Below are 22,284 nucleotides of genomic sequence, written 5' to 3' on the forward strand. Positions count from 1 at the left end.
TACGACGGTCAGCGTACGTCCCAGACCGGCTCGGGGACCTCGACCACCTCGCCGTCGCCCTGGAACAGCACGAACCGGTCGAACGACCGGGTGAACCAGCGGTCGTGGGTGACCGCGATCACCGTACCCTCGAAAGCCTTGAGCCCTTCCTCCAGCGCCTCGGCCGAGGCCAGGTCGAGGTTGTCGGTCGGCTCGTCGAGCAGCAGCAGGGTCGCCCCGGACAGCTCCAGCAGCAACACCAGGAAGCGGGCCTGCTGGCCGCCGGAGAGGGTGCCGAACCGCTGATCGCCCTGCCCGGCCAGGTCGTAGCGGGACAGCACGCCCATCGCCGCGTGCCGGTCCATCCCGGCCCGGTGGTCGTCGCCGCGCCACAGCACGTCGGCGAGGGTCTGATCGAGCAGTTCCGGCCGGTCGTGGGTCTGCGAGAAGTGGCCGGGACGCACCCGGGCACCGAGCCGGACCATCCCGTCGTGGGCCACCGGGGCGAGCGTCGCGCCGGCGATCGGGCCGGCCGCCGGGTCCGGGTCGGTGCCGCCCCGGGCCAGCAGCCGCAGGAAGTGCGACTTGCCGGTGCCGTTGGCACCGAGCACCGCGACCCGGTCGCCGTACCAGATCTCCAGGTCGAACGGGTACGTCAACCCGTCGAGCTCCAGCTGCTCGCAGATCACCGCCCGTTTGCCGGTCCGGCCACCGGACAGGCGCATGCGCAGCGACTGGTCCTTCGGCGGCAGCGGCGGCGGGCCGGCCTCCTCGAACTTGCGCAGCCGGGTCTGCGCGGCCTGGTAGCGCGAGGCCAGCCCGTCGTTGTACGCCGCCTTCTGCTTGTACATCAGCATCAGCTCGCGAAGCTTCTCGTGCTCCTCGTCCCACCGGCGACGCTGCTCCTCAAGCCGGGCGTGCCGGGCGGCGCGCGCGGAGTGCCAGCTGGCGAAGCCACCCGGGTGGGTCCAGGCGGAGCCGCCCTCGACGGCGACGACCCGGTCGGCGGTCTGGGCCAGCAACTCCCGGTCGTGCGAGACGTAGAGGACCGACTTGGTCGACTCGCGCAGCCGCTGCTCCAGCCACCGTTTCCCGGGTACGTCGAGGAAGTTGTCCGGCTCGTCGAGCAGCAGCACCTCGTCGGTGCCACGCAGCAGCAGTTCCAACGCGAACCGTTTCTGCTGTCCACCGGAGAGGGTCCGGACGGGACGGTCCCGCACCCGGTCCCACGGCAGGTCCAGCACTGCGGTGGCCACGGTGTCGAAGACGACCTCGGCCTCGTAGCCGCCGGCCTCGCCCCAGGCGGCGAGGGCGTTGGCGTACCCGATCTGGGTCTTCTCGGCGGCGGCGGAGTTCGCGGCCTCCGCGGCGTGCACGGCCCGTTCGGCGGCTGCGAGCCGCTCGCCGGCGGCCCGCAGCGGCGGCGGGGCCAGCGAAAGCGCCAGGTCGGCAAGGGTACGGTCGTCGCCGATCATGCCGATGAACTGCCGCATCACACCGAGCCCTCCGGCCCGGGCAACCGATCCGGTGGCCACCGGCAGGTCACCGGCGACCATCCGCAGCAGCGTCGTCTTGCCGGCGCCGTTCGGGCCGACCAGGGCGACCTTGGCACCCTCACCGACCCGGAACGACACGTCGGCGAACAGTTGCCGACCGTCCGGCAGGGTGTGCCCCACCGCGGCCACGTCCACATATCCCACCTCGGCATGGTGCCTGATCGGGCCGGCCGCCGGCAGCTGAGATTCCACGCCGCCGGCCCGGAAGGGATGGCGGTCAGTGCACGCGATGGGTGACCCGCAACACCCGGTAGCCCTTCTGGCTGGCGTGCCGATCGACCTGCCAACCCTGCTCCCGCAGCCACTGCTGCACCGAGTCGCCGCCCAGGTAGCGGGCGATGACCAGCCAGCCGACGCCGTCCGGGGCGAGTCGGGGCAGCCAGCGGGCGAGCAGGGCGTGCAGTTCCGCCTTGCCGACCCGGATCGGTGGGTTGGACCACAGCTGGGTGAAGCTGATCCCCTGCGGTACGGAGTCGGGGTCGGCCACCCGGACCCGGTCGGCGACGCCGACCCGGCCGGCGTTGGCCAGGGTGAGCTCCCGGGCGCGAGCGTTGACGTCCACCGCGTGGACCGTGGCGGCCGGCGCGTGGTCGGCCAGCACGCAGGTGATCGGGCCGTACCCGCAGCCGAGGTCGAGAAAGGGGCCGGGGTCGGTCGGCGCGGGCAGGTCGGCCTTGCGCAGCAGGACGGCGGTGCCCGGGTCGAGCCGACCGGCGGAGAAGACTCCGGCGGCGGCGGTCAGCGTGTAGTCCCGCCCGGCCACCGAGAACTCGATCTCCGAGCGGACGTCGGCGGTGGTGGGCTGCGGGCTGAAGTAGTGGTCGCCGGTCACCGCCGCATTGTCCCAACCCCGGCCCGACGGCCCGACGGCGGCGCGGGACCCCATCCCCCGTCGCTGGCGGTTTGTCGGAAAACTCAGTTGACGCCAGTCCCGACAAGCGGCGTGTTACCCGCCCGGTCCGTTACCCTGTGCGACATGACGTACGGGTACGAATCCGGCGCGGGGCATCGACCACCCCGGCCGGTCGGCCCGCCCCGGACTCCGTACGCCGGCCCGCCCCGCGCCCGGCCGGGTGACCCGCCTACCGAGTTGATTCCCGCCATGCCGCCGGCCGGGCCGGGTCGGCCGACCCGACTGCGCAACCAGCCCGGCCGGCGACGACCCACCCGTACGCCGGCACCCGCCGACCGCCTGCCACCCGGTGGTCGTCGACCACGGCCCGGCCCGGCCCCCGCACGCCCCGGCCTGTGGTCGTCGACCACGGTGTGGCAGGTGGTGATCAGCGGACTGTCCGTCCTGCTGATGCTCGGCGTCTGCGGCCTCAGTTCGTTCTTCATCGTGGCCGACGAACGCAACGGCCGGGTCGCCGCCGGGGTCGCCGAGCCCGGCGACCCGACCCCGGCGCCCCGCGACATCAGCTCCCGCGAGGTCGACCCGGCGCCGTTGACGGTGGAGGAGGTCTTCCCGACCGGCGACATCGTCATCGATCCCGCCGAACCGCCGTACCAGCTGTTGAAGACCCAGGTCGAAGCGCGGTGCCGGGCGGCGGTCGCCGGCGACATCGGGCCGATGCTCGACGAACTCGGCTGCAACCAGGTCGTCCGGGGCACCCTGCGCTCCCCCACCGGGGAGTATCTGATCACGACGGGCGTGTTCAACCTGGCCGACGCCACCGGCGCCGAATGGGCCCACACCCGGATCAAGCCGCTGGTCGACGAGGAGAAGGGACGCTTCCAGGGCATGATCGCCGACGAGGGTACGGAGGCCGTCGCGCTCTCCTCCGCCCAGGTCGGCTGGCACTCCCTCGGCCACTTCCTGATGTACTGCGTGATCGCCCGCGCCGACGGCGAACCGGTGCCCACCGACGATCCGTACGCCCGGCAGATCCTGTTCGACATGCTGCAACTGCACCTGCAGGCGGGTGTCCTGGAGAAAAGGGCGGTCCAGCCGTCAGTCGACGGCGGTCGGTAGCCGCAGCCGGCGGGTGACGGCGGCCCGGTCGGCGTAACCGGCCGGATCGGCCGGATAGCCGACCTCGACCAGGGTGAGCCCGTGCGGTGGGGCGACGGTGACCTCACTGGACCGTTCCCGCCGGCTCAGCAACGCGCCCGGCCAGTCGGTCGGCCGCCGGCCGTCACCGACGAACAGCATCGCGCCGACGAGGCTGCGCACCATCGCCTGGCAGAAGGCGTCCGCCATGACGGTGCCGATCAACGTGCCGGTGTCGTCGCGGTGCCAGTCCAGTCGGGTGATCTGCCGGATCGTGGTGGCGTGCTCCTTACGGCGGCAGTACGCGGCGAAGTCGTGCTCGCCGACCAGGTGGGCGGCGGCGGCGTTGAGCGCGGCCACCTCCAGCGGACGCGGCCAGGCGAGGGTGTCGTGGCGGCGCAGCGGCTCGGCACCGTACGGCGCGTCGGTGACCCGGTAGGCGTACCGCCGGAAGGTCGCCGAGAAGCGGGCGTCGAACTCGGCCGGCACCTCGGTGACCGCCCGCACCCGTACGTCGCGGGGCAGCGTGCCGGCGAACCGGCGCAGCAGCGTGCTGGACCGCTCGGCCCAGACCTCGGCCGGTACGTCGAGGTGGCAGACCTGGCCGGTGGCGTGCACCCCGGCGTCGGTACGCCCGGCCACCGTCAGCCCGACCGCGACGGCCGGCCCGAACGCCCGGTCGAGCGCGGTGGTCAGCTCCCCGGCGACGGTACGCCGCTGCGGCTGCACCGCCCAGCCGGAGAAGTCGGTGCCGTCGTAGCTGACGTCGAGCCGGAGACGGACGTACCCCTGCCGCACCTGGACCTCCTGCTGCGCTGCGCGGGTGTGGACAAGACAGCGGGACCCGGCGCTGCTGTCGCAGCGCCGGGTCCCGCCGGGTGTGCTCGTCGGACTCAGGCCTTGTTCTCGCCCTCGCCGGCCGGAGCGTCCTGGGTGGCACCGGTGTCGGTGTCACCGGAGGCCGACACCGGCGGCTCGGCGTCCTGGTCGTCGCTGCGCGCGGCCGGGGTCTCGTCGCCTCCGGCGAGTGCCTCGACCTTGTCCTGCTGGGCGGCGGCCCTGCGGTCGGCCTTGGCCGGCGTCGGGGCGGCCACCACCAGCTCCTCGACCAGCTCGATGATCGCCATCGGGGCGTTGTCGCCCTTGCGCGGGCCGGTCTTGACGATCCGGGTGTAGCCACCCGGACGGTTGGCGAACCGGGGCGCGATCTGGTCGAACAGCTCGAAGACCACGTCCTTGTCCCGCACGACGGTCAGCACCCGACGACGCGAGTGCAGGTCGCCCCGCTTGGCCTTGGTTATCAGCTGCTCCGCGAGGGGGCGCAGCCGCTTCGCCTTGGTCTCGGTGGTCTTGATCTTGCCGTGCCGGAACAGCGACGTGGCCAGGTTGGCCAGCATCATCCGCTCGTGCGCGGGGCTGCCGCCGAGGCGGGGGCCCTTGGTGGGCGTGGGCATGGTTGGTGCTCCTCAGTGGTGGCGGCAGCCGGTGTTACAGCTGCTCGGTCTCGCGGTAGTCGTCGGTGTCGTAGTCGGCTTCGCTGAAGGCGTCCACGACGTGTGCCGGGTCGAAGTTGGGTGCCGAGTCCTTCAGGCCCAACCCCATCCCGGCGAGCTTCATCTTGACCTCGTCGATCGACTTCTGACCGAAATTCCTTATATCGAGGAGGTCCGCCTCGGTCCGCCCGATCAGCTCGCCGACGCTGTTGATGCCCTCGCGCTTGAGGCAGTTGTACGACCGTACGGTCAGGTCCAGCTCCTCGATCGGCAGCGCCAGGTCGGCGGCCAGCTGGGCGTCCTGCGGCGACGGCCCGATGTCGATGCCCTCGGCGGTCTCGTCCAGCTCCCGGGCCAGGCCGAAGAGCTCGACCAGGGTGGAGCCGGCCGAGGCCAGCGCGGTACGCGGCCCGATCGACGGCTTGGTCTCGACGTCGATGATCAGCCGGTCGAAGTCGGTCCGCTGCTCGACCCGGGTCGCCTCGACCCGGTAGGTGACCTTGAGCACCGGCGAGTAGATCGAGTCGACCGGGATCCGGCCGATCTCGGCACCGGCCTGCTTGTTCTGCGCGGCGGTGACGTAGCCACGGCCCCGCTCGACGGTCAGCTCCATGTCGAGCCGGCCCTTGCCGTTGAGGGTGGCCAGCTTCAGATCGGGGTTGTGCACCGAGACACCGGCCGGCGGCTGGATGTCACCGGCGGTGACGTCGCCGGGGCCCTGCTTGCGCAGGTACATGCTGACCGGCTCGTCGTGCTCGGAGCTGACGCAGAGCTCCTTGACGTTCATGACCAGCTCGACCACGTCCTCCTTGACACCGGGGATCGTGGTGAACTCGTGCAGCACGCCGTCGATCTTGATGCTGGTGACCGCCGCACCCGGGATGGAGCTGAGCAGGGTACGCCGCAGCGAGTTGCCGAGCGTGTAGCCGAAACCCGGCTCCAACGGCTCGATGGTGAACAGGGACCTGGTCTCGCTGATCGACTCCTCGGACAGAGTCGGCCGCTGGCTGATGAGCACGTACTTCTCCTTGGGTCGGGGCGACCGCTATATGACGCCCGTCGGTGGTGCACCCGTCGGTGGGGGTCGCTGCCGGCCGGTGCCGGCCGCGACCCCCACCGACGGGGGTGGCTCACTTCGAGTAGAGCTCGACGATCAGCTGCTCCTGCACCTGCGTGTCGATGACCTGACGCGCCGGCATCGAGTGCACGAGGATCTTCATCTGGCTGGGGATCGCCTCCAGCCAGGCCGGGACGGTCTTGGAACCAGCCTCGCCCTGGGCGACCAGGAACGGGGTCAGCTCCTTCGACTTCGTCCGGACCTCGACGATGTCGTGCTCCTTGACGCGGTACGAGGGGATGTCGACCTTCTTGCCGTTCACCGTGAAGTGCCCGTGCTTGACCAACTGGCGCGCCATGTCCCGGGACTTGGCGTAGCCGGCGCGGTACACGACGTTGTCGAGCCGGGACTCCAGGATCTGCAGCAGGACCTCACCGGTCTTGGCCTGCTTGGCCACTGCTTCCTCGTAGTAGCCGCGGAACTGCTTCTCCAGCACGCCGTACACCCGGCGGGCCTTCTGCTTCTCCCGCAGCTGCAGGAGGTACTCGGTCTCCTTGGTCCGACCACGGCCGTGCTGGCCGGGCGGGAAGGGCCGGGATTCGAACGGGCACTTCGGCCCGTCGCACTTGCTGCCCTTGAGGAACAGCTTCATCTTCTCGCGCCGGCAACGGCGGCAGTCGGCACCCGTGTAACGAGCCATCTTTTCCTAACCTCTCAGACCCGGCGACGCTTCGGCGGACGGCACCCGTTGTGCGGCTGTGGCGTGACGTCGGAGATCTGCCCGACCTCCAGGCCGACTGCCTGCAGCGAACGGATGGCGGTCTCCCGGCCGGAGCCGGGGCCCTTGACGAAGACGTCGACCTTGCGCATGCCGTGCTCCATCGCCCGACGGGCGGCCGCCTCGGCGGCCAGCTGCGCGGCGAACGGAGTCGACTTGCGGGAGCCCTTGAAACCGACCTGGCCGGCGGAGGCCCAGGAGATCACCGCGCCGGTCGGGTCGGTGATCGAAACGATGGTGTTGTTGAAGGTGCTCTTGATGTGCGCCTGCCCGTGGGCGACGTTCTTGCGTTCCTTGCGCCGGACCTTCTTGACAGCGGCTCCAGCGCGAGCCTTCGGTGGCATGAGTTTTCTGCGCTCCTATTGGACGATCGAGGTATCCGGTCGGACCCGGTGACGGCCAGGACTACTTCTTGCCCGGCTTCTTCTTGCCGGCGACGGTCCGCTTCGGGCCCTTGCGGGTCCGGGCGTTGGTCCGGGTGCGCTGGCCGCGCACGGGCAGTCCGCGGCGGTGCCGGATGCCCTCGTAGCAGCCGATCTCCACCTTGCGGCGGATGTCTGCGGCGACCTCACGACGCAGATCACCTTCGACCTTGAAGCTGGCCTCGATGTGATCGCGGAGCTGGACCAGCTCCTCGTCGGTGAGGTCGCGGACCCGCTTGTTCGGGTCGATGCCAGTCGCGGCGAGCGTGGCGATCGAACGGGTCCGGCCGATCCCGAAAATGTAGGTGAGCGCGATCTCCATCCGCTTTTCGCGGGGCAGATCGACGCCGACTAGACGTGCCATGTGCGGGCGTACTCCTCAGATGGTGTGCGCGGAGGTCTGAGCCCGCCCCACCCCGGCTGCCCAGGTCGGCCGACCCGTACGGGCCGTCGACGTGCCGGGCCCCGGCCTCCGACCGGGGGTTGGGCCGCGTCGCACAGCGACGTGTCGCGCTGTAGCTCGCGGCTGGGACGAGCATGTGCTGTTGTGCGGATCGGCCGCCTGAGCCGCCCCGTCGCCGGCCCGGCGGTTGCCGGTCGGCCCCTGGGGTCAGCCCTGGCGCTGCTTGTGCCGGGGGTCGGTGCAGATCACCATCACCCGGCCGTGCCGGCGGATCACCCGGCACTTGTTGCAGATCCTCTTGACGCTCGGCTTGACCTTCACGGTGTGCCTTACTTCCAGTGACGCCCCGCCCGCAGGCGCGGACCGGGCTTGAGGACGGACACGGGACGCCCCGGCCGCCGTCAGGTGGTTACTTGTAGCGATAGACGATCCGCCCGCGGGTGAGGTCGTACGGCGAGAGCTCGACGACGACCCGGTCCTCGGGCAGGATGCGGATGTAGTGCTGCCGCATCTTGCCGCTGATGTGAGCCAGCACCTTGTGGCCGTTGGCGAGCTCCACCCGGAACATGGCGTTCGGGAGTGGCTCGATCACTCGGCCCTCGATCTCGATGGCCCCGTCTTTTTTCGGCATGTCCTCCGCTGTCCTGACGTCGGTTGCTCGGGATCGGCTCACAACACCATTCGCGGACCGCCGCCGAGGCCCGCCGACCGGGAACCGGTCCGCCAACCTTGCGACACGCCCGCGCCAGCCGCGGCTCCAGACATCTGCCGGGTGCGACACGGGTCGTGACAACCCGCCCGTCACTCGATCAGAAACGGCCTGCCGAAGCGCAGAGCAGGCACGCTGGAGTGGACGCTGTGCGCCGATCTATCAGTGTACGCGGGTTGTCACGCGGACAGCAAACCGCGCGTCGCCGGGGGTCAGTGTATCCGACAAACCCCGACACCACGGGTGATTACGGCTCTCAGCCGTACGGTGTCGTCGCTACGCGGCGCTCGGGCCCTGCTCCCGTTCGATCCGTTTCCGCTCGGACCTGGCCTGCTTGTCCAGTTCCCGCTGTGCCTGCTTGGCCGTCCACCGCTGCGGCTCGCCGTTCATCAGACCCAGCAACGTGGTGACGACCAGCACCGCACCCCACGGCCCGGCCACCCAGCCCGGCCAGAAGTAGAGCAGATCCTGGGACATGACACAGATCACCGCCCAGATCGCGGTAGTGATGCCCACCGCAGTGCCGTACCCCTCCCACTGTTTGGTGACCCAGCGGCGGGTGGCGTGCGGGTAGCGACCGTCCGGGCCCGGGGTCAGCTCCGCCGGCAACCCGGCACCGATGAGCGGAGCCAACTGCGCCGATCCGGCGGCCGCCACCGGCGGGAGATCGGTCAACAGGCCACCAAGATCGCCGTACGTCTTCGCCGCGTACACCCGTTGGAGGCGCTCGTCGAACTCGGCGAGGTCCAGCCGGCCCTCGTTCAGGGCCGTCCGCAACCGTTCGGCCACTGCCTCACGGTCGGCGTCGCTCGCCCGCATCCCGTCCCGCCGGTCCATGGGTACGAGCATGACACCCCGCCGCCACCGCTGGCCAACGCGGGTCGGGCGGAGCGCGGACTCAGTGCCGCGACTGCGCGGGCTGGCGGGCGGTGACCAGGTCACCGAGGCGGGACCGGCCACCGTCCGGCTCGGTCAACACCCAGACACCGTCGGGCAGCAACGCCATCGAATGCTCGACGTGCACCGCCATCGACCCGTCCCGGGTCACCACGGTCCACCCGTCGGCCAACTCCTCGGTGCGGGCCGACCCCTCGGTGATCATCGGCTCGATCGCCAACGCCATCCCTGGGACCAGCTTCGGCCCCTTGCCGGGCCGGCCGTAGTTGAGCACGTGCGGGTCCTGGTGCATCTCGGTGCCGATGCCGTGCCCGCCGTACCCTTCGACGATGCCGTAGCGGCCACCCGCCCGGATCGCCCGCTCGATCGCGTACGAGATGTCGGTGAGCCGGCCCCGGCCGCTGGCCGCGCCGCGCGCCGCGGCGGCGATCCCCGCCCAGAGCGCGTCCTCGGCGACCGTGACCATCCGCAGCAGTTCGGGCCTGACCTCGCCGACCGGCGCCGTGAACGCGGCGTCGCCGTGCCAGCCGTCCAGAATCGCCCCACAGTCGACCGAGATCACGTCCCCGTCGCGCAGCACCTGGTCGGCCGCCGGGATGGCGTGCACCACCTGGGCGTTCACCGACGAGCAGATCGTCGCCGGGAAGCCGTGGTAGCCCTTGAACGACGGCACTGCGCCGGCGTCCCGGATGGTCTGCTCGGCGATCGCGTCCAGGTCGGCGGTGGAGACACCGGGCGCGATCGCGGCCCGCATCCGGGCCAGCGCGTCGGCCACCACCAGGCCGGCGGCCCGCATCTGGTCGATCTGCTCGGGAGACTTCAGCTGAATGTCCAGCCGCTGGCGGCGCATCGGCCGTTACCCGCCGTACGAGCGCAGGGCGTCGATCGCGCGTACGGTGACGTCCTCGACCGGGCCGGTGGCGTCGATCCCCACCAGCTTGCCCTGGGCTCCGTAGTAGTCGATGAGCGGCGCGGTCTTGTCGGCGTACTCCACCAGCCGGCGCGCGATGGTCTCCGACTTGTCGTCGTCGCGTTGGAACAGCTCAGCCCCGCACCGGTCGCAGCGGCCCTCGGTGGCCGGCGCGTCGAACTCGACGTGCCAGATCTTGCCGCAGCCACGGCAGGTACGGCGGCCCGACAGCCGCCGGATCACCTCGTCGTCGTCGACGACCAGCTCCAGCACCAGGTCCAGCGCGGTACCGAGGTCAGCCAGCAACTTGTCCAACGCGGCGGCCTGCGGAGTGGTCCGCGGAAAGCCGTCGAGCAGGAAACCGTCGGCCGCGTCCGGCTCGGCCAGCCGGTCCCGGACCATGTTGATGGTCACTTCGTCCGGGACCAGCTTGCCGGCGTCCATGTACCGCTTCGCCTCGACGCCCAGCGGCGTGCCCTGGGTGACGTTCGCGCGGAAGATGTCCCCGGTCGAGATCTTGGGCACGGCCAGGTGAGCGGCGATGAACTCGGCCTGGGTCCCCTTCCCCGCCCCGGGGGGACCGACCAGTACCAGCCTCATCTACCGGAGGAACCCTTCGTAGTTGCGCTGCATGAGTTGGCTCTCGATCTGCTTCACGGTCTCCAGTCCGACGCCGACCATGATGAGCACGGCGGTTCCACCGAACGGGAAGTTCACGTACTGGTCGCTGTCCAGCCAGATGAAGAAGAAGTTCGGCAGGACGGAGATGAGGCCCAGGTAGAGCGCACCCGGCAGGGTGATCCGGCTGAGGATGAAGTCGAGGTACTCGGCGGTGGGCCGGCCCGGCCGGATACCAGGGACGAAGCCACCGTACTTCTTCATGTTCTCCGCGACCTCGGTCGGGTTGAACGTGATCGACACGTAGAAGTACGTGAAGAAGATGATCATAAAGAAGTAGGTGACGATGTAGATCGGGCTGGTCGGGTTGGCCAGGTTGTTCTGGATCCAGGCCTGGACCTGACCGGGGTCGTTCGGGTCGAAGAACTGTAGCCCGAGCTGCGGCAGGTAGAGCACCGAGGAGGCGAAGATCACCGGGATGACACCGGCCTGGTTGACCTTCAGCGGGATGTAGGTGGAGGTGCCGCCGTACATCCGCCGGCCGATCATCCGCTTGGCGTACTGCACCGGGATGCGCCGCTGCGCCTGCTCGATGAAGACCACCGCGGTGATGACCACCAGCACCAGGACCAGCACCAGGGCGAACATGCCCCAGCCGTGGGTGTTCTTGATGGCCCAGCCCTCGCTGGGCAGCCGCGCCGCGATCGAGGTGAAGATCAGGACGGACATGCCGTTGCCGACGCCGCGGTCGGTGATCAGCTCGCCGAGCCACATCACCATGCCGGTGCCGGCGGTCATCGTGATGACCAGGACGCTGAGCGTCAGCCAGGTCGGCAGGCCGGTGCCGTCCGGGATGATCGGCCACTGGTCGCACATGTTGTTGAACAGCTGACCGGAGCGGGCGAGCGCGACGAAGGCCGAGGCCTGCAGGACACCCAGGCCCAGCGTCAGGTACCGGGTGTACTGGGTGATCTTCGCCTGGCCGGACTGGCCCTCCTTGCGCAGCTGCTCCAGCCGGGGGATGACCACGGTGAGCAGCTGCAGGATGATCGACGCGGTGATGTAGGGCATGATGCCCAGCGCGAAGACCGACAGCGACAGCAGCGCGCCACCGGAGAAGAGGTTCAGCAGGGTGAAGACCCCGCTGGTGTCGCTGTTCTCCATCGTGTTGATGCACTGCTGCACGTTCCCGTACGACACACCGGGGCTGGGCAGCGTGGCCCCGAGCCGGTAGATCGCGACGATGAAGACCGTGAACAGCAGCTTCTTGCGCAGGTCAGGCGTACGGAACGCACTGAGAAAGGCGGAGAGCAACTTCTTCCTCCTGCTGCGCGAGGCGGCCGCCGGATGTCCTGGCGGGTCGGGGTGGGTGCGGGGCGCCCGATATCCATGGCTGGCATCGGACTCTAACAGTCCGGCGTCGGTCTGGGCAGGCGTGCCCTAGAACATACACCGATCCCGATGTTAACGGGATGAAAGCTTTCCCAGTAGGCCGTGGCGCCCGTCAGTCGTGAAGAACTGAGCGAGCGCCACGTCCAGGCTGGGGTGTTCAGAGCTCGGTGACCGAGCCACCAGCAGCGGTGATCTTCTCCTTGGCGGCACCGCTGAACGCGTGTGCCGACACCTGGAGCGCCACACCGCCCAGCTCGCCGCTGCCGAGGACCTTGACCGGTTGACCCTTACGGACCGCGCCCGCCTCGGTCAACTGCTCCGGACCGACCGCTCCACCGTTGGGGAAGAGTTCAGCCAGCCGGTCCAGGTTGACCACCTGGTAGACGACCTTGAACCGGTTCTTGAAGCCCTTGAGCTTCGGCAGCCGCATGTGGATGGGCATCTGCCCACCCTCGAACGCGGCAGGGATGTTCTTCCGGGCCTTCGAGCCCTTGGTGCCCCGACCGGCCGTCTTGCCCTTGGAGCCCTCACCGCGACCCACCCGGGTCTTCGCGGTCTTGGACCCCGGCGCCGGCCGGAGGTGATGGACCTTGATCGTCATTACTCGACCTCCTCGACCTTCACGAGGTGGTTCACGGTGAAGATCATGCCCCGGATCTCGGGCCGGTCCTCCTTGACCACCACGTCGTTGATCCGCTTGAGACCGAGCGACCGCAGCGACTCACGCTGGTTGCGCTTGGTCCCGATCTCGGATCGGACCTGGGTCACCTTCAGACGTGCCATTGCAGCCGCCCTCCGTTCATTGTCGCTGTCACGCCCCTGCGCCCGCGCGGGAGGCGAGCATCGCGGCCGGGGCCACGTCCTCGACCGGCAGACCACGCCGGGCAGCCACCGCCTCCGGCGACTCCAGGCTCTTCAGCGCGGCCACCGTGGCGTGCACGATGTTGATCGGGTTGGACGAGCCGAGGCTCTTGGAGAGCACGTCGTGGATGCCCGCACACTCCAGCACCGCACGCACCGGTCCACCCGCGATGACACCCGTACCGGCACTGGCCGGCTTCAGCAGGACCACGCCGGCGGCGTCCTCACCCTGCACCGGGTGCGGGATCGACGCGGCGATCCGGGGCACCTTGAAGAAGTGCTTCTTGGCCTCCTCGACACCCTTGGCGATCGCCGCGGGCACCTCCTTGGCCTTGCCGTAGCCCACGCCGACCGTGCCGTCGCCGTCGCCCACGATCACCAGGGCGGTGAAGCTGAACCGCCGACCACCCTTGACGACCTTGGCGACCCGGTTGATCGCGACGACCCGCTCCAGGTGTGGGGTCTTCTCGACGGGCGCGTTGCCGCGACCGCCCTCACGGCGGTTGTCGCGGCGACCACCTTCGCTGCCACCGGACCCGCCGCCACGACGCTGTTGACCTGGCATCAGCAGTCTTCCTTCCTACTCGTGACGGGGTTTGCTTCGATTCGACTCGTCTGCACACGCATCAGACGGCCGTCAGAACTCGAGTCCGGCTTCGCGGGCGGCGTCGGCCAGCGCGGCGATCCGCCCCGCGTACCGGTTGCCCCCACGGTCGAACACGACCTTGGAAACGCCTGCCGCCTTGGCCCGCTCGGCGAGCAGCGCGCCCACCTTGCCGGCCAGCTCGCTCTTGGCACCGGCGGTGCCACGCAGCGACGCGTCCATCGTCGATGCCGACACCAGGGTGTGGCCCAAGGTGTCGTCGACGATCTGGGCGACGATGTGCTTCAGGGAACGGGTGACCACCAGGCGGGGCCGCTGGGCGGTCCCACTGACGCTCTTGCGGACCCGGAAGTGCCGGCGCGCCCGCCCGATGGCGCGCCGCGCGGAGACGCTGCCGCCCGCCCGGCGCTTCAGCAGTGTGGCGCTCACTTCTTACCTGCCTTTCCGGCCTTACGGCGGATGACCTCGCCCTGGTACTTCACGCCCTTGCCCTTGTACGGCTCCGGCGGACGGATCTTCCGGATGTTGGCGGCCACCTCGCCGACCTGCCACTTGTTGATCCCGGCCACGTGGAACAGCGTCGGCCGCTCCACGGTGAAGGTGATCCCTTCCGGGGCCTGCACCAGCACCGGGTGCGAGAACCCGAGCGCGAACTCGAGGTCCTTGCCCTTGGCGGTGACCCGGTAACCCGTACCGGCGATCTCCAAGGTCTTGCGGTAGCCGTCGGTCACCCCGACGATCATGTTCGCCACCAGCGTGCGGCTCAGGCCGTGCAGCTCCTTGGCCCGACGCTCGTCGTTGGCACGGGAGATCTGCAGCTGGCCGTCCTCGCTGCGGTCGACCGTGATCAGCTCGGGCAGCACGTGGGCGAGCTCGCCCTTGGGCCCCTTCACCGTGACGGTCTGGCCGTCGATCTTGACATCGACGCCGGATGGCACCGGGATCGACTTACGTCCAATACGCGACATTGTTACCAGTCTCCCGATTACCAGACGAAGGCGAGGACTTCCCCGCCAACGCTCCGCTTACGGGCCTGCCGGTCGGTGAGCAGTCCCTGGGACGTCGAAATGATCGCCACGCCCAGGCCACCGAGCACCCGCGGCAGCTCGTCCGACTTGGCGTACACCCGCAGACCCGGCTTGGACACGCGCTTGATCCCGGCGAGGCTGCGCTCCCGGTTCTGGCCGTACTTCAAATCGACCACCAGCCGCCGGCCGACGGCGCCCTCGGCGGGCTCCTCGACCTGCCAGGTCGAGATGTAACCCTCGGCCTTGAGGACCTCGGCGATGTTCGCCTTGATCTTCGAGTACGGCATCGTCACCCGGTCGTGGTACGCCTGGTTGGCGTTGCGCAGACGGGTCAGCATGTCTGCGATCGGGTCGGTCATCGTCATGGGTCTCGTCAACCTTTCTCGCCGGGGTTCCCGACGGCTGTGCCGTCGGGCCTACGGCGAAGACCTGTCAAGGTGGGTTACCAGGAAGCCTTGGACACGCCGGGCAGCTCACCGCGGTGCGCCATCTCCCGGATGCACACCCGGCAGAGGCCGAACTTGCGGTACACCGCCTTCGGGCGTCCGCACCGCTGGCAACGGGTGTACGCGCGTACCGAGAACTTCGGCTTCGCGGCGGCCTTGATGATCAGCGCCTTCTTGGCCATTGCTCAGTTCTCCTTGAACGGGAAGCCCAGGAGCTTGAGCAGCGCCCGGCCCTCGTCGTCGGTCTTGGCGGTGGTCACCACGGTGATGTCCATGCCCCGGGTGCGATCGATCCGGTCCTGGTCGATCTCGTGGAACACCGACTGCTCGGTGAGCCCGAACGTGTAGTTGCCGTGCCCGTCGAGCTTGCGGCCGTCGAGCCCGCGGAAGTCACGGATACGCGGCAGCGCGATGGACAGCAGCCGGTCCAGGAACTCCCACATCCGGTCGCCCCGCAGCGTGACCTTGGCGCCGATCGGCATGCCCTCGCGGAGCTTGAACTGCGCGATGGACTTGGTGGCCCGCCGGACCTGCGGCTTCTGTCCGGTGATCGTGGCCAGGTCGCGGACGGCGCCATCGATCAGCTTGGCGTCCCGGGCCGCCTCACCGACGCCCATGTTCACCACGATCTTGACGAGCCCGGGAACCTGCATCGGGTTGCCGTACTGGAACTGCTCACGCAGCTGCGCGGCGATCTCCTCGCGGTACCGCTGCTTGAGGCGCGGTGCCGGCCTGGTCTGGGTAGCGGTGGTCATCACAGGTCCTTACCGTTGCTACGCGCGATCCGGACCTTCTGGCCGCTGTCGTCGACGCGGTACCCGACCCGGGTCGGCTTGCCGTCGGAGTCGAGCACCTGCACGTTCGAGACGTGGATCGGGGCTTCCTGAGTGACGATGCCACCGGACTTGCCGCCGCGCTGGGTGGTCTGGATGCGGGTGTGCTTCTTGATCCGGTTCACGCCTTCGACGAGGACCTTGTCCTGCCGCGGGTAGGCCGCGATGACCTTGCCCTTGGCACCCTTGTCCTTACCGGCGATGACGACGACCGTGTCGCCCTTCTTCACCTTCACGGTCTACAGCACCTCCGGCGCCAAAGAAATGATCTTCATGAACCGCTTGTCCCGCAGCTCACGACCGACCGGGCCGAAGATGCGGGTACCGCGCGGGTCCCCACCGTCCTTGATGATGACGGCAGCGTTCTCGTCGAAGCGGATGTACGACCCGTCCGGCCGCCGCTTCTCCTTCGCGGTCCGGACGACGACGGCCTTGACCACGTCGCCCTTCTTCACACCGGCGCCGGGGATCGCGTCCTTGACCGTCCCGACGATCACGTCACCGATGCCTGCGTAGCGCCGACCGGAGCCGCCGAGAACGCGGATGCACAGGATCTCCCGGGCACCCGTGTTGTCGGCGACACGCAGTCGCGACTCCTGCTGGATCACGTCTATCTCCTATGTCTGCCAGTCCTCCGGTCTCCCGGAGCTTGGAAGAACCTGGTCCGCGCGACGCGCGGGCTGCCATCCGGACCCGATCGACCGCCTCCGCCGCCGGTGGGCGGCGGACGCGGTCGTTCGGCTACTTCGCCTTTTCGAGGATCTCCACGACGCGCCAGCGCTTGGTGGCCGACAGCGGGCGGGTCTCCATCAGCAGCACCCGGTCACCGATGCCACACGCGTTCTGCTCGTCGTGCGCCTTCAGCTTGCTGGTACGGCGCATGACCTTGCCGTACAGCCGGTGCTTGACCCGGTCCTCGACCTCGACGACGACGGTCTTTTCCATCTTGTCGCTGACCACGAGCCCTTCCCGCACCTTGCGGCGCGGCCGGGCCACGGTCGTGCCCTGCTCGGGGGCGGTGTTCTCACTCATGATGCAGCCACCTCAGTCGGCGCGGCGGAGAGTCCCAACTCACGCTCACGCATGATCGTGTAGATCCGGGCAATCTCCCGACGGATGACCTGCAGCCGACGGTTGTTGTCCAGCTGACCGGTCGCGGCCTGCACGCGGAGGTTGAACAGCTCCGCCTTGGCCTCCCGCAGCTTCGTGACCAGCTCCTCTTCGGAGAGTTCACGCAGCTCGGCGGCCGGAACGCCCGCTGCCATCAGCTTTCACCCACTTCGCGCGTCACGATGCGGCACTTCATCGGGAGCTTGTGAATCGCACGACGCATCGCCTCACGCGCGATCTGCTCGTTCGGGAAGGACATCTCGAAGAGCACCCGTCCCGGCTTGATGTTGGCGACCCACCACTCGGGCGAGCCCTTACCGGAGCCCATCCGGGTCTCGGCCGGCTTCTTGGTCAGCGCCTGGTCCGGGAAGACCGTGATCCAGACCTTGCCGCCACGCTTGATGTGGCGGGTCATGGCGATACGGGCCGACTCGATCTGCCGGTTGGTCACGTACGCCGGCTCGAGCGCCTGGATACCGAACTCGCCGAACACCACCCGGGTACCGCCCTTGGCGGCGCCAGTACGGCTCGGGTGATGCGGCTTGCGGAAGCCCTTCGGGGGCTTGCGCGGGATCAGCATCTGTCAGCCCTCCTGCGCTGAGCTGTCCGCTCCGGCCGCAGCGGCCGGAGTGGCCGGCGCGGCGTCAGCCGGCGCGGCACTGCTGGTGGTGGTCGACGGCCCGCCGGAGATCTCGGCGGCGGCCGCCCGGCCGGCCTCGGTTCCACCGGCGGTCGTGCCGCTGGAACCGGAACGGCCACGGCGCGGCCGGTCCGGCCGGTCACGGCGGGGCCGGCTCGGCGCCTCGGCCGGGGCCTCCCGGCCCGCGACCGCGTCACCCTTGTAGATCCAGACCTTGACGCCGATCCGACCGAAGGTGGTACGGGCCTCGAAGAAGCCGTACTCGATGTTGGCGCGCAGCGTGTGCAGCGGCACCCGACCCTCACGGTAGAACTCGGTACGGCTCATCTCGGCACCGCCGAGGCGGCCGGAGACCTGCACCCGGATGCCCTTGACGATCGGGTTCTTCATCGCCGACTGCATGGCCTTGCGCATCGCCCGACGGAAGCTGACCCGGCTGGCGAGCTGCTCGGCCACCCCTTGGGCGACCAGCTGCGCATCCGACTCCGGGCTCTTCACCTCAAGGATGTTGAGCTGGACCTGCTTGCCGGTGAGCTTCTCCAGGTTGCCCCGGATCCGGTCCGCCTCGGCGCCCTTACGGCCGATGACGATGCCCGGACGGGCGGTGTGGATGTCGACCCGGACCCGGTCCCGGGTCCGCTCGATGTCCACCTTGGAGATACCGGCCCGCTCCAGACCCTTGGACATCATCCGCCGGATCTTGACGTCCTCGGCGATGTAGTCCTTGTAGAGCTTGTCCGCGTACCAGCGCGACTTCCAGTCGGTCGAGATGCCGAGCCGGAACCCGTGCGGGTGAACTTTCTGACCCATTACTCGGCACCCTCCGTGCTGCTCTGCTGGCCGCCGGCCGGCTCGTTCGCCGACGCGCTCTGCGCCGTGGTCTCCTGCTCGGCCGCGGCCGGCTGAGCCTTCTTCGCCGCCTTCGCCGGCTGGGCCTTGCCCGCCCGACGCGCCGGCGTCGCCGGGGCGACGGCCTCCACCGCGACGGTGATGTGGCAGGTCCGCTTGCGGATCCGGTACGCCCGGCCCTGCGCCCGCGGCCGGAACCGCTTCAGCGTCGGACCCTCGTCCACGAACGCCTCGCTGACCAGCAGGGCATCGGGGTCCAGCTGCTCGTTGTTCTCCGCGTTGGCGATCGCGCTGGCCAGGACCTTGTACACCTGCTCACTTGCCGCCTGCGGCGCGAACTGCAGGACGGTGAGCGCCTCCTTCGCGGGCAGACCGCGGACGAGGTCGACCACCCGACGCGCCTTCATCGGCGAGATGCGCACGTACCGCGCAACCGCCCGCGCGCCCGGAAGCACCGGAGCGTCGCCCTTTACTGGCATCGCTGTAACCCCTTGATCCTCTATCCGTGCCCGCGACTCAGCGCCGACGGCTCTTGCGGTCGTCCTTCTCGTGACCCTTGAAGGTGCGGGTCAGGGCAAACTCGCCGAGCTTGTGCCCGACCATCGACTCGGTGACGAACACCGGGACGTGCTTGCGCCCGTCGTGCACGGCGATCGTGTGCCCGAGCATCTCCGGGGTGATCGTCGAGCGCCGCGACCAGGTCTTGATGACGTTCTTCGAGCCCTTGTCGTTCTGCGTCTCCACCTTCTTCATCAGGTGGTCGTCGACGAACGGGCCCTTCTTCAGGCTGCGAGGCATGTTGTCCCAGACTCCTTCTAGCCGCGCTTGCGGGTCGCGTAGCGGCGGCGGACGATCAGCCGGTCACTCGGCTGGCCCTTACGGCGGGTCCGGCCCTCCGGCTTACCCTGCGGGTTCACCGGGTGGCGACCACCGGAGGTCTTGCCCTCACCACCGCCGTGCGGGTGGTCGACCGGGTTCATCGCGACGCCACGGACGGTCGGGCGCTTGCCCTTCCACCGCATGCGGCCGGCCTTGCCCCAGTTGATGTTTGACTGGTCGGCGTTGCCGATCTCGCCGACGGTGGCCCGGCAGCGCACGTCGACCCGGCGGATCTCACCGGAGGGCATCCGCAGCGTGGCGTACGCACCTTCCCGGCCGAGCAGCTGGATGCCGACGCCCGCCGAGCGGGCCAGCTTGGCACCGCCGCCCGGCCGCAGCTCCACCGCGTGGATCGTGGAACCGACCGGGATGTTGCGCAGCGGCAGGTTGTTGCCGGGCTTGATGTCGGCGCCCGGGCCGGACTCGACGGTGTCGCCCTGCTTGAGGTCCTTCGGCGCGATGATGTAGCGCTTCTCGCCGTCGGCGTAGTGCAGCAACGCGATCCGGGCGGTCCGGTTCGGGTCGTACTCGATGTGCGCGACCTTGGCCGGTACGCCGTCCTTGTCCACCCGCTTGAAGTCGACCAGACGGTACTGGCGCTTGTGGCCACCACCGTGGTGCCGCGCGGTGATCCGGCCGTGCGCGTTGCGCCCGCCCTTCTTCGGCAGCGGCACCAGCAGGGACTTCTCCGGCGTGGACCGGGTGATCTCAGCGAAGTCGGCGACGGACGAACCACGGCGGCCCGGCGTCGTCGGCTTGTACTTACGGATTGGCATTGTCTACACCCCTCAGCTGACCGGGCCGCCGAAGGCCTCGATACGGTCACCGTCAGCCAGCTTCACCATCGCCCGCTTGGTCGCCTTGCGCTGACCGAAACCGGTACGGGTCCGCTTACGCTTGCCCTCGCGGTTGAGCGTGTTCACGGTCAGCACCCGGACGTCGAAAATCTGCTGGATAGCGATCTTGATCTGGGTCTTGTTCGCGTCCGGGTGGACCAGGAACGTGTACCAGTTCCGGTTCAGCTCGGCGTAGCTCTTCTCCGAGACCACCGGCGCCACGATGATGTCGCGCGGGTCGGCAATCGTGCTCACTTGTCGCCCTCCTCGGTCTGCGCCGGCGTGCCCAGGAACTGGTCGAGGGCCTCCTTGGTGAAGACCACGTCGTCGGCGACCAGCACGTCGTAGGTGTTGAGCTGGCCCACCTCGATGAGGTGCACGAGCGGCGAGCTGTTGCGCAGGTTCCGCAGCGACAGCCAGTTGAGCTCGTCGGTCGCGCTGAGCACGACCAGCACCCGCTTGGCTGAGCTGACCTTGCGCAGGGTGGCGAGCGCCGCCTTGGTCGACGGGGTCTCGCCACCGACGAACGCCTCGACGACGTGCACCTGGCCGGCCCGCGCCCGGTCGGAGAGGGCACCGCGCAGCGCGGCCGCCTTCATCTTCTTCGGGGTGCGCTGGCTGTAGTCACGCGGCACCGGGCCGTGCACCACGCCACCGCCGGCGAACTGCGGGGCCCGGATCGAGCCCTGCCGGGCCCGGCCGGTGCCCTTCTGCTTGTACGGCTTCTTGCCGCCGCCGGCGACCTCGCCCCGGGTCTTGGTCTTGTGCGTGCCCTGCCGCGCGGCGGCGAGCTGGGCGACGACGACCTGGTGCATCAGGGCGATGTTGGCCTGTACGTCGAAGACCTCGCCGGGCAGGTCGACGGTGCCGCTCTTGGCGCCCTCGGCGTTGATCACGTCAACGGTGGTCATTTGGCGACACCGCCCTTCTTCGCCTGTGCCTTCGCCGCGCTGCGGACCAGGATCAACGCGCCGGCCGGGCCCGGGATCGCTCCCTTGACCAGCAGCAGGTTGTTCTCCGGGTCGACCGCCTGCACGGTGAGGTTCTGCACGGTGTAGCGCACGCTGCCCATGCGGCCGGCCATCCGGACGCCCTTGAAAACGCGACCGGGGGTCGCGCAGGCGCCGATCGAGCCGGGCGAGCGGTGCTTGCGCTCGACACCGTGGCTGGCCCGCAGGCCGTGGAAGCCGTGCCGCTTCATGACGCCGGCGAAGCCCTTGCCCTTGGTCCGGCCGGTCACGTCGATACGAGCACCCGGCTCGAACGTCTCGACGGTGACCTCCTGACCCAGCTCGTACTCGCTGGCGTCAGTGGTGCGCAGCTCGACGATGTGCCGCCGCGGTGCCACGCCGGACTTGGCGAAGTGGCCGGATTCCGGCTTGTTCACCTTGCGCGGGTCGATCGCGCCGAACGCGAGCTGGACCGCGGCGTAGCCGTCCTTGTCGGCGGTACGCACCTGGGTCACCACACACGGGCCGGCCTGCACCACCGTCACCGGGACGACCCGGTTGTTGTCCCAGACCTGGGTCATGCCGAGCTTGGCGCCCAGGATGCCCTTCACTTGCCTGTCCATTGTCCGGTCCCTACAGCTTGATCTCGATGTCGACGCCAGCCGGCAGGTCGAGGCGCATCAGCGAATCGACCGTCTTCGGGGTCGGGTCGATGATGTCGATCAGACGCTTGTGTGTGCGCATCTCGAAGTGCTCGCGCGAGTCCTTGTACTTGTGCGGCGAACGGATGACGCAGAAACGGTTGATCTCAGTGGGCAGCGGCACCGGGCCTGCGACCTGAGCGCCGGTGCGCGTCACCGTCTCGACGATCTTCCGCGCCGAGGAGTCCACGACCTCGTGGTCATAGGCCTTGAGCCGGATGCGGATCTTTTGTCCCGCCATGGTGGCTTCTGTTCCTTCTCTCTCCGCCCGCAATGGAGCCCGCTCGCCGAGCGGATGCCGCCGGTCGGACCCCGGCGCTGCCGTTTCTTCTCGTGTCCGACC

General features: G+C 69.3%; 36 protein-coding genes. 1 reads left to right on the top strand and 35 read right to left on the bottom strand.

Features of this window, described 5'->3' with window-relative positions; all coding sequences use genetic code 11:
* Positions 1-8: 8 nt before the first annotated feature.
* Both O7623_RS16950 and O7623_RS16955 read right to left on the bottom strand, forming a co-directional pair.
* Positions 9-1,679 carry an ATP-binding cassette domain-containing protein gene (locus tag O7623_RS16950; RefSeq protein ID WP_282224016.1) on the bottom strand — a complete coding sequence of 557 codons (1,671 nt, stop codon included), beginning with the start codon at positions 1,677-1,679 and terminating at the stop codon, positions 9-11.
* Between the two features lie 73 nt (positions 1,680-1,752).
* Positions 1,753-2,367 carry a methyltransferase gene (locus O7623_RS16955; protein ID WP_282224017.1) on the bottom strand — a complete coding sequence of 205 codons (615 nt, stop codon included), beginning with the start codon at positions 2,365-2,367 and terminating at the stop codon, positions 1,753-1,755.
* Positions 2,368-2,511: 144 nt separating this feature from the next.
* Here O7623_RS16955 and O7623_RS16960 point away from each other — a divergent pair, with 144 nt between their 5' ends.
* A complete protein-coding gene (locus O7623_RS16960; protein WP_282224018.1) occupies positions 2,512-3,507 on the top strand; it encodes a hypothetical protein in 996 nt (331 codons plus the stop codon).
* Here the strand turns inward: O7623_RS16960 and truA are convergent.
* From truA to rpsJ, 33 genes are all read right to left on the bottom strand, one after another.
* Positions 3,487-4,323 (bottom strand): tRNA pseudouridine(38-40) synthase TruA, encoded by an 837-nt coding sequence (truA, locus tag O7623_RS16965; RefSeq protein ID WP_282224019.1) that lies wholly within the window; start codon positions 4,321-4,323, stop codon positions 3,487-3,489. The genes O7623_RS16960 and truA overlap by 21 nt on opposite strands.
* 95 nt (positions 4,324-4,418) lie before the next feature.
* Positions 4,419-4,979, bottom strand: coding sequence for a 50S ribosomal protein L17 (gene rplQ, locus O7623_RS16970; RefSeq protein WP_282224020.1), 561 nt, complete (start codon positions 4,977-4,979; stop codon positions 4,419-4,421).
* Positions 4,980-5,013: 34 nt separating this feature from the next.
* Positions 5,014-6,036, bottom strand: coding sequence for a DNA-directed RNA polymerase subunit alpha (locus tag O7623_RS16975; protein WP_282224021.1), 1,023 nt, complete (start codon positions 6,034-6,036; stop codon positions 5,014-5,016).
* A 112-nt stretch (positions 6,037-6,148) separates the two neighbouring features.
* Positions 6,149-6,775 carry a 30S ribosomal protein S4 gene (rpsD, locus tag O7623_RS16980; protein ID WP_282224022.1) on the bottom strand — a complete coding sequence of 209 codons (627 nt, stop codon included), beginning with the start codon at positions 6,773-6,775 and terminating at the stop codon, positions 6,149-6,151.
* Between the two features lie 14 nt (positions 6,776-6,789).
* Entirely contained in the window at positions 6,790-7,197 is a 408-nt protein-coding gene (rpsK, locus tag O7623_RS16985; protein WP_007073011.1) for a 30S ribosomal protein S11, read from the bottom strand.
* Positions 7,198-7,258: 61 nt separating this feature from the next.
* On the bottom strand, positions 7,259-7,639 hold the full coding sequence (rpsM, locus tag O7623_RS16990) for a 30S ribosomal protein S13 (RefSeq protein ID WP_282224023.1): 381 nt from the start codon (positions 7,637-7,639) through the stop codon (positions 7,259-7,261).
* A gap of 246 nt (positions 7,640-7,885) precedes the next feature.
* A complete protein-coding gene (gene rpmJ, locus O7623_RS16995; protein ID WP_012184307.1) occupies positions 7,886-7,999 on the bottom strand; it encodes a 50S ribosomal protein L36 in 114 nt (37 codons plus the stop codon).
* 88 nt (positions 8,000-8,087) lie between these two features.
* On the bottom strand, positions 8,088-8,309 hold the full coding sequence (infA, locus tag O7623_RS17000; protein ID WP_007073013.1) for a translation initiation factor IF-1: 222 nt from the start codon (positions 8,307-8,309) through the stop codon (positions 8,088-8,090).
* A 354-nt stretch (positions 8,310-8,663) separates the two neighbouring features.
* Positions 8,664-9,224, bottom strand: coding sequence for a DUF1707 domain-containing protein (locus tag O7623_RS17005; RefSeq protein WP_282224024.1), 561 nt, complete (start codon positions 9,222-9,224; stop codon positions 8,664-8,666).
* 61 nt (positions 9,225-9,285) lie between these two features.
* A complete protein-coding gene (gene map, locus O7623_RS17010; RefSeq protein WP_282224025.1) occupies positions 9,286-10,134 on the bottom strand; it encodes a type I methionyl aminopeptidase in 849 nt (282 codons plus the stop codon).
* Positions 10,135-10,140: 6 nt separating this feature from the next.
* The gene (locus tag O7623_RS17015; RefSeq protein WP_282224026.1) at positions 10,141-10,794 is read right to left on the bottom strand and encodes an adenylate kinase; all 654 of its coding nucleotides are present in this window, start codon (positions 10,792-10,794) and stop codon (positions 10,141-10,143) included.
* Positions 10,795-12,126 carry a preprotein translocase subunit SecY gene (gene secY / locus O7623_RS17020; RefSeq protein WP_282224027.1) on the bottom strand — a complete coding sequence of 444 codons (1,332 nt, stop codon included), beginning with the start codon at positions 12,124-12,126 and terminating at the stop codon, positions 10,795-10,797.
* Positions 12,127-12,361: 235 nt separating this feature from the next.
* Positions 12,362-12,805 (bottom strand): 50S ribosomal protein L15, encoded by a 444-nt coding sequence (rplO, locus tag O7623_RS17025; protein WP_282224028.1) that lies wholly within the window; start codon positions 12,803-12,805, stop codon positions 12,362-12,364.
* Positions 12,805-12,987, bottom strand: a complete 183-nt coding sequence (gene rpmD / locus O7623_RS17030; RefSeq protein WP_018784560.1) for a 50S ribosomal protein L30 — start codon at positions 12,985-12,987, stop codon at positions 12,805-12,807. The genes rplO and rpmD overlap by 1 nt, the downstream gene beginning before the upstream one ends.
* 28 nt (positions 12,988-13,015) lie before the next feature.
* On the bottom strand, positions 13,016-13,630 hold the full coding sequence (gene rpsE / locus O7623_RS17035; protein ID WP_282224029.1) for a 30S ribosomal protein S5: 615 nt from the start codon (positions 13,628-13,630) through the stop codon (positions 13,016-13,018).
* Positions 13,631-13,702: 72 nt separating this feature from the next.
* Complete coding sequence (rplR, locus tag O7623_RS17040; RefSeq protein ID WP_348775163.1) at positions 13,703-14,086, bottom strand: 50S ribosomal protein L18; 384 nt, start codon at positions 14,084-14,086, stop codon at positions 13,703-13,705.
* 8 nt (positions 14,087-14,094) lie between these two features.
* Entirely contained in the window at positions 14,095-14,637 is a 543-nt protein-coding gene (rplF, locus tag O7623_RS17045) for a 50S ribosomal protein L6 (RefSeq protein ID WP_282224031.1), read from the bottom strand.
* Positions 14,638-14,654: 17 nt separating this feature from the next.
* Positions 14,655-15,062, bottom strand: a complete 408-nt coding sequence (rpsH, locus tag O7623_RS17050; RefSeq protein ID WP_282224032.1) for a 30S ribosomal protein S8 — start codon at positions 15,060-15,062, stop codon at positions 14,655-14,657.
* A 77-nt stretch (positions 15,063-15,139) separates the two neighbouring features.
* Positions 15,140-15,325, bottom strand: a complete 186-nt coding sequence (locus O7623_RS17055; protein WP_007465272.1) for a type Z 30S ribosomal protein S14 — start codon at positions 15,323-15,325, stop codon at positions 15,140-15,142.
* Between the two features lie 3 nt (positions 15,326-15,328).
* On the bottom strand, positions 15,329-15,898 hold the full coding sequence (rplE, locus tag O7623_RS17060; RefSeq protein ID WP_282224033.1) for a 50S ribosomal protein L5: 570 nt from the start codon (positions 15,896-15,898) through the stop codon (positions 15,329-15,331).
* Positions 15,898-16,212, bottom strand: a complete 315-nt coding sequence (gene rplX, locus O7623_RS17065; protein WP_282224034.1) for a 50S ribosomal protein L24 — start codon at positions 16,210-16,212, stop codon at positions 15,898-15,900. Before rplX ends, rplE begins: the two co-directional genes overlap by 1 nt.
* A 3-nt stretch (positions 16,213-16,215) precedes the next feature.
* Positions 16,216-16,584: a 50S ribosomal protein L14 gene (gene rplN / locus O7623_RS17070; protein ID WP_123606139.1), complete on the bottom strand. Its 369-nt coding sequence runs from the start codon at positions 16,582-16,584 to the stop codon at positions 16,216-16,218.
* A 133-nt stretch (positions 16,585-16,717) separates the two neighbouring features.
* On the bottom strand, positions 16,718-17,008 hold the full coding sequence (rpsQ, locus tag O7623_RS17075) for a 30S ribosomal protein S17 (protein ID WP_278112100.1): 291 nt from the start codon (positions 17,006-17,008) through the stop codon (positions 16,718-16,720).
* A complete protein-coding gene (gene rpmC, locus O7623_RS17080; protein ID WP_278112098.1) occupies positions 17,005-17,241 on the bottom strand; it encodes a 50S ribosomal protein L29 in 237 nt (78 codons plus the stop codon). The genes rpsQ and rpmC overlap by 4 nt, the downstream gene beginning before the upstream one ends.
* Positions 17,241-17,666: a 50S ribosomal protein L16 gene (gene rplP, locus O7623_RS17085; protein ID WP_123606142.1), complete on the bottom strand. Its 426-nt coding sequence runs from the start codon at positions 17,664-17,666 to the stop codon at positions 17,241-17,243. The genes rpmC and rplP overlap by 1 nt, the downstream gene beginning before the upstream one ends.
* Positions 17,667-17,669: 3 nt before the next feature.
* Positions 17,670-18,536, bottom strand: coding sequence for a 30S ribosomal protein S3 (gene rpsC, locus O7623_RS17090; protein ID WP_282224035.1), 867 nt, complete (start codon positions 18,534-18,536; stop codon positions 17,670-17,672).
* Positions 18,536-19,054 (bottom strand): 50S ribosomal protein L22, encoded by a 519-nt coding sequence (rplV, locus tag O7623_RS17095; RefSeq protein WP_282224036.1) that lies wholly within the window; start codon positions 19,052-19,054, stop codon positions 18,536-18,538. The genes rpsC and rplV overlap by 1 nt, the downstream gene beginning before the upstream one ends.
* Positions 19,055-19,091: 37 nt before the next feature.
* The gene (gene rpsS, locus O7623_RS17100; RefSeq protein WP_278112094.1) at positions 19,092-19,373 is read right to left on the bottom strand and encodes a 30S ribosomal protein S19; all 282 of its coding nucleotides are present in this window, start codon (positions 19,371-19,373) and stop codon (positions 19,092-19,094) included.
* Between the two features lie 17 nt (positions 19,374-19,390).
* On the bottom strand, positions 19,391-20,230 hold the full coding sequence (gene rplB, locus O7623_RS17105; RefSeq protein WP_282224037.1) for a 50S ribosomal protein L2: 840 nt from the start codon (positions 20,228-20,230) through the stop codon (positions 19,391-19,393).
* A gap of 12 nt (positions 20,231-20,242) precedes the next feature.
* The gene (rplW, locus tag O7623_RS17110) at positions 20,243-20,545 is read right to left on the bottom strand and encodes a 50S ribosomal protein L23 (protein WP_278173680.1); all 303 of its coding nucleotides are present in this window, start codon (positions 20,543-20,545) and stop codon (positions 20,243-20,245) included.
* Positions 20,542-21,201: a 50S ribosomal protein L4 gene (gene rplD, locus O7623_RS17115; protein ID WP_282224038.1), complete on the bottom strand. Its 660-nt coding sequence runs from the start codon at positions 21,199-21,201 to the stop codon at positions 20,542-20,544. The genes rplW and rplD overlap by 4 nt, the downstream gene beginning before the upstream one ends.
* Positions 21,198-21,863, bottom strand: coding sequence for a 50S ribosomal protein L3 (gene rplC / locus O7623_RS17120; protein WP_282224039.1), 666 nt, complete (start codon positions 21,861-21,863; stop codon positions 21,198-21,200). Before rplC ends, rplD begins: the two co-directional genes overlap by 4 nt.
* Before the next feature lie 10 nt (positions 21,864-21,873).
* Complete coding sequence (rpsJ, locus tag O7623_RS17125) at positions 21,874-22,182, bottom strand: 30S ribosomal protein S10 (RefSeq protein WP_007073037.1); 309 nt, start codon at positions 22,180-22,182, stop codon at positions 21,874-21,876.
* Positions 22,183-22,284: the final 102 nt, after the last annotated feature.

Origin of the sequence: Solwaraspora sp. WMMD791, from assembly GCF_029581195.1 — a bacterium.
GTDB lineage: Bacteria > Actinomycetota > Actinomycetes > Mycobacteriales > Micromonosporaceae > Micromonospora_E.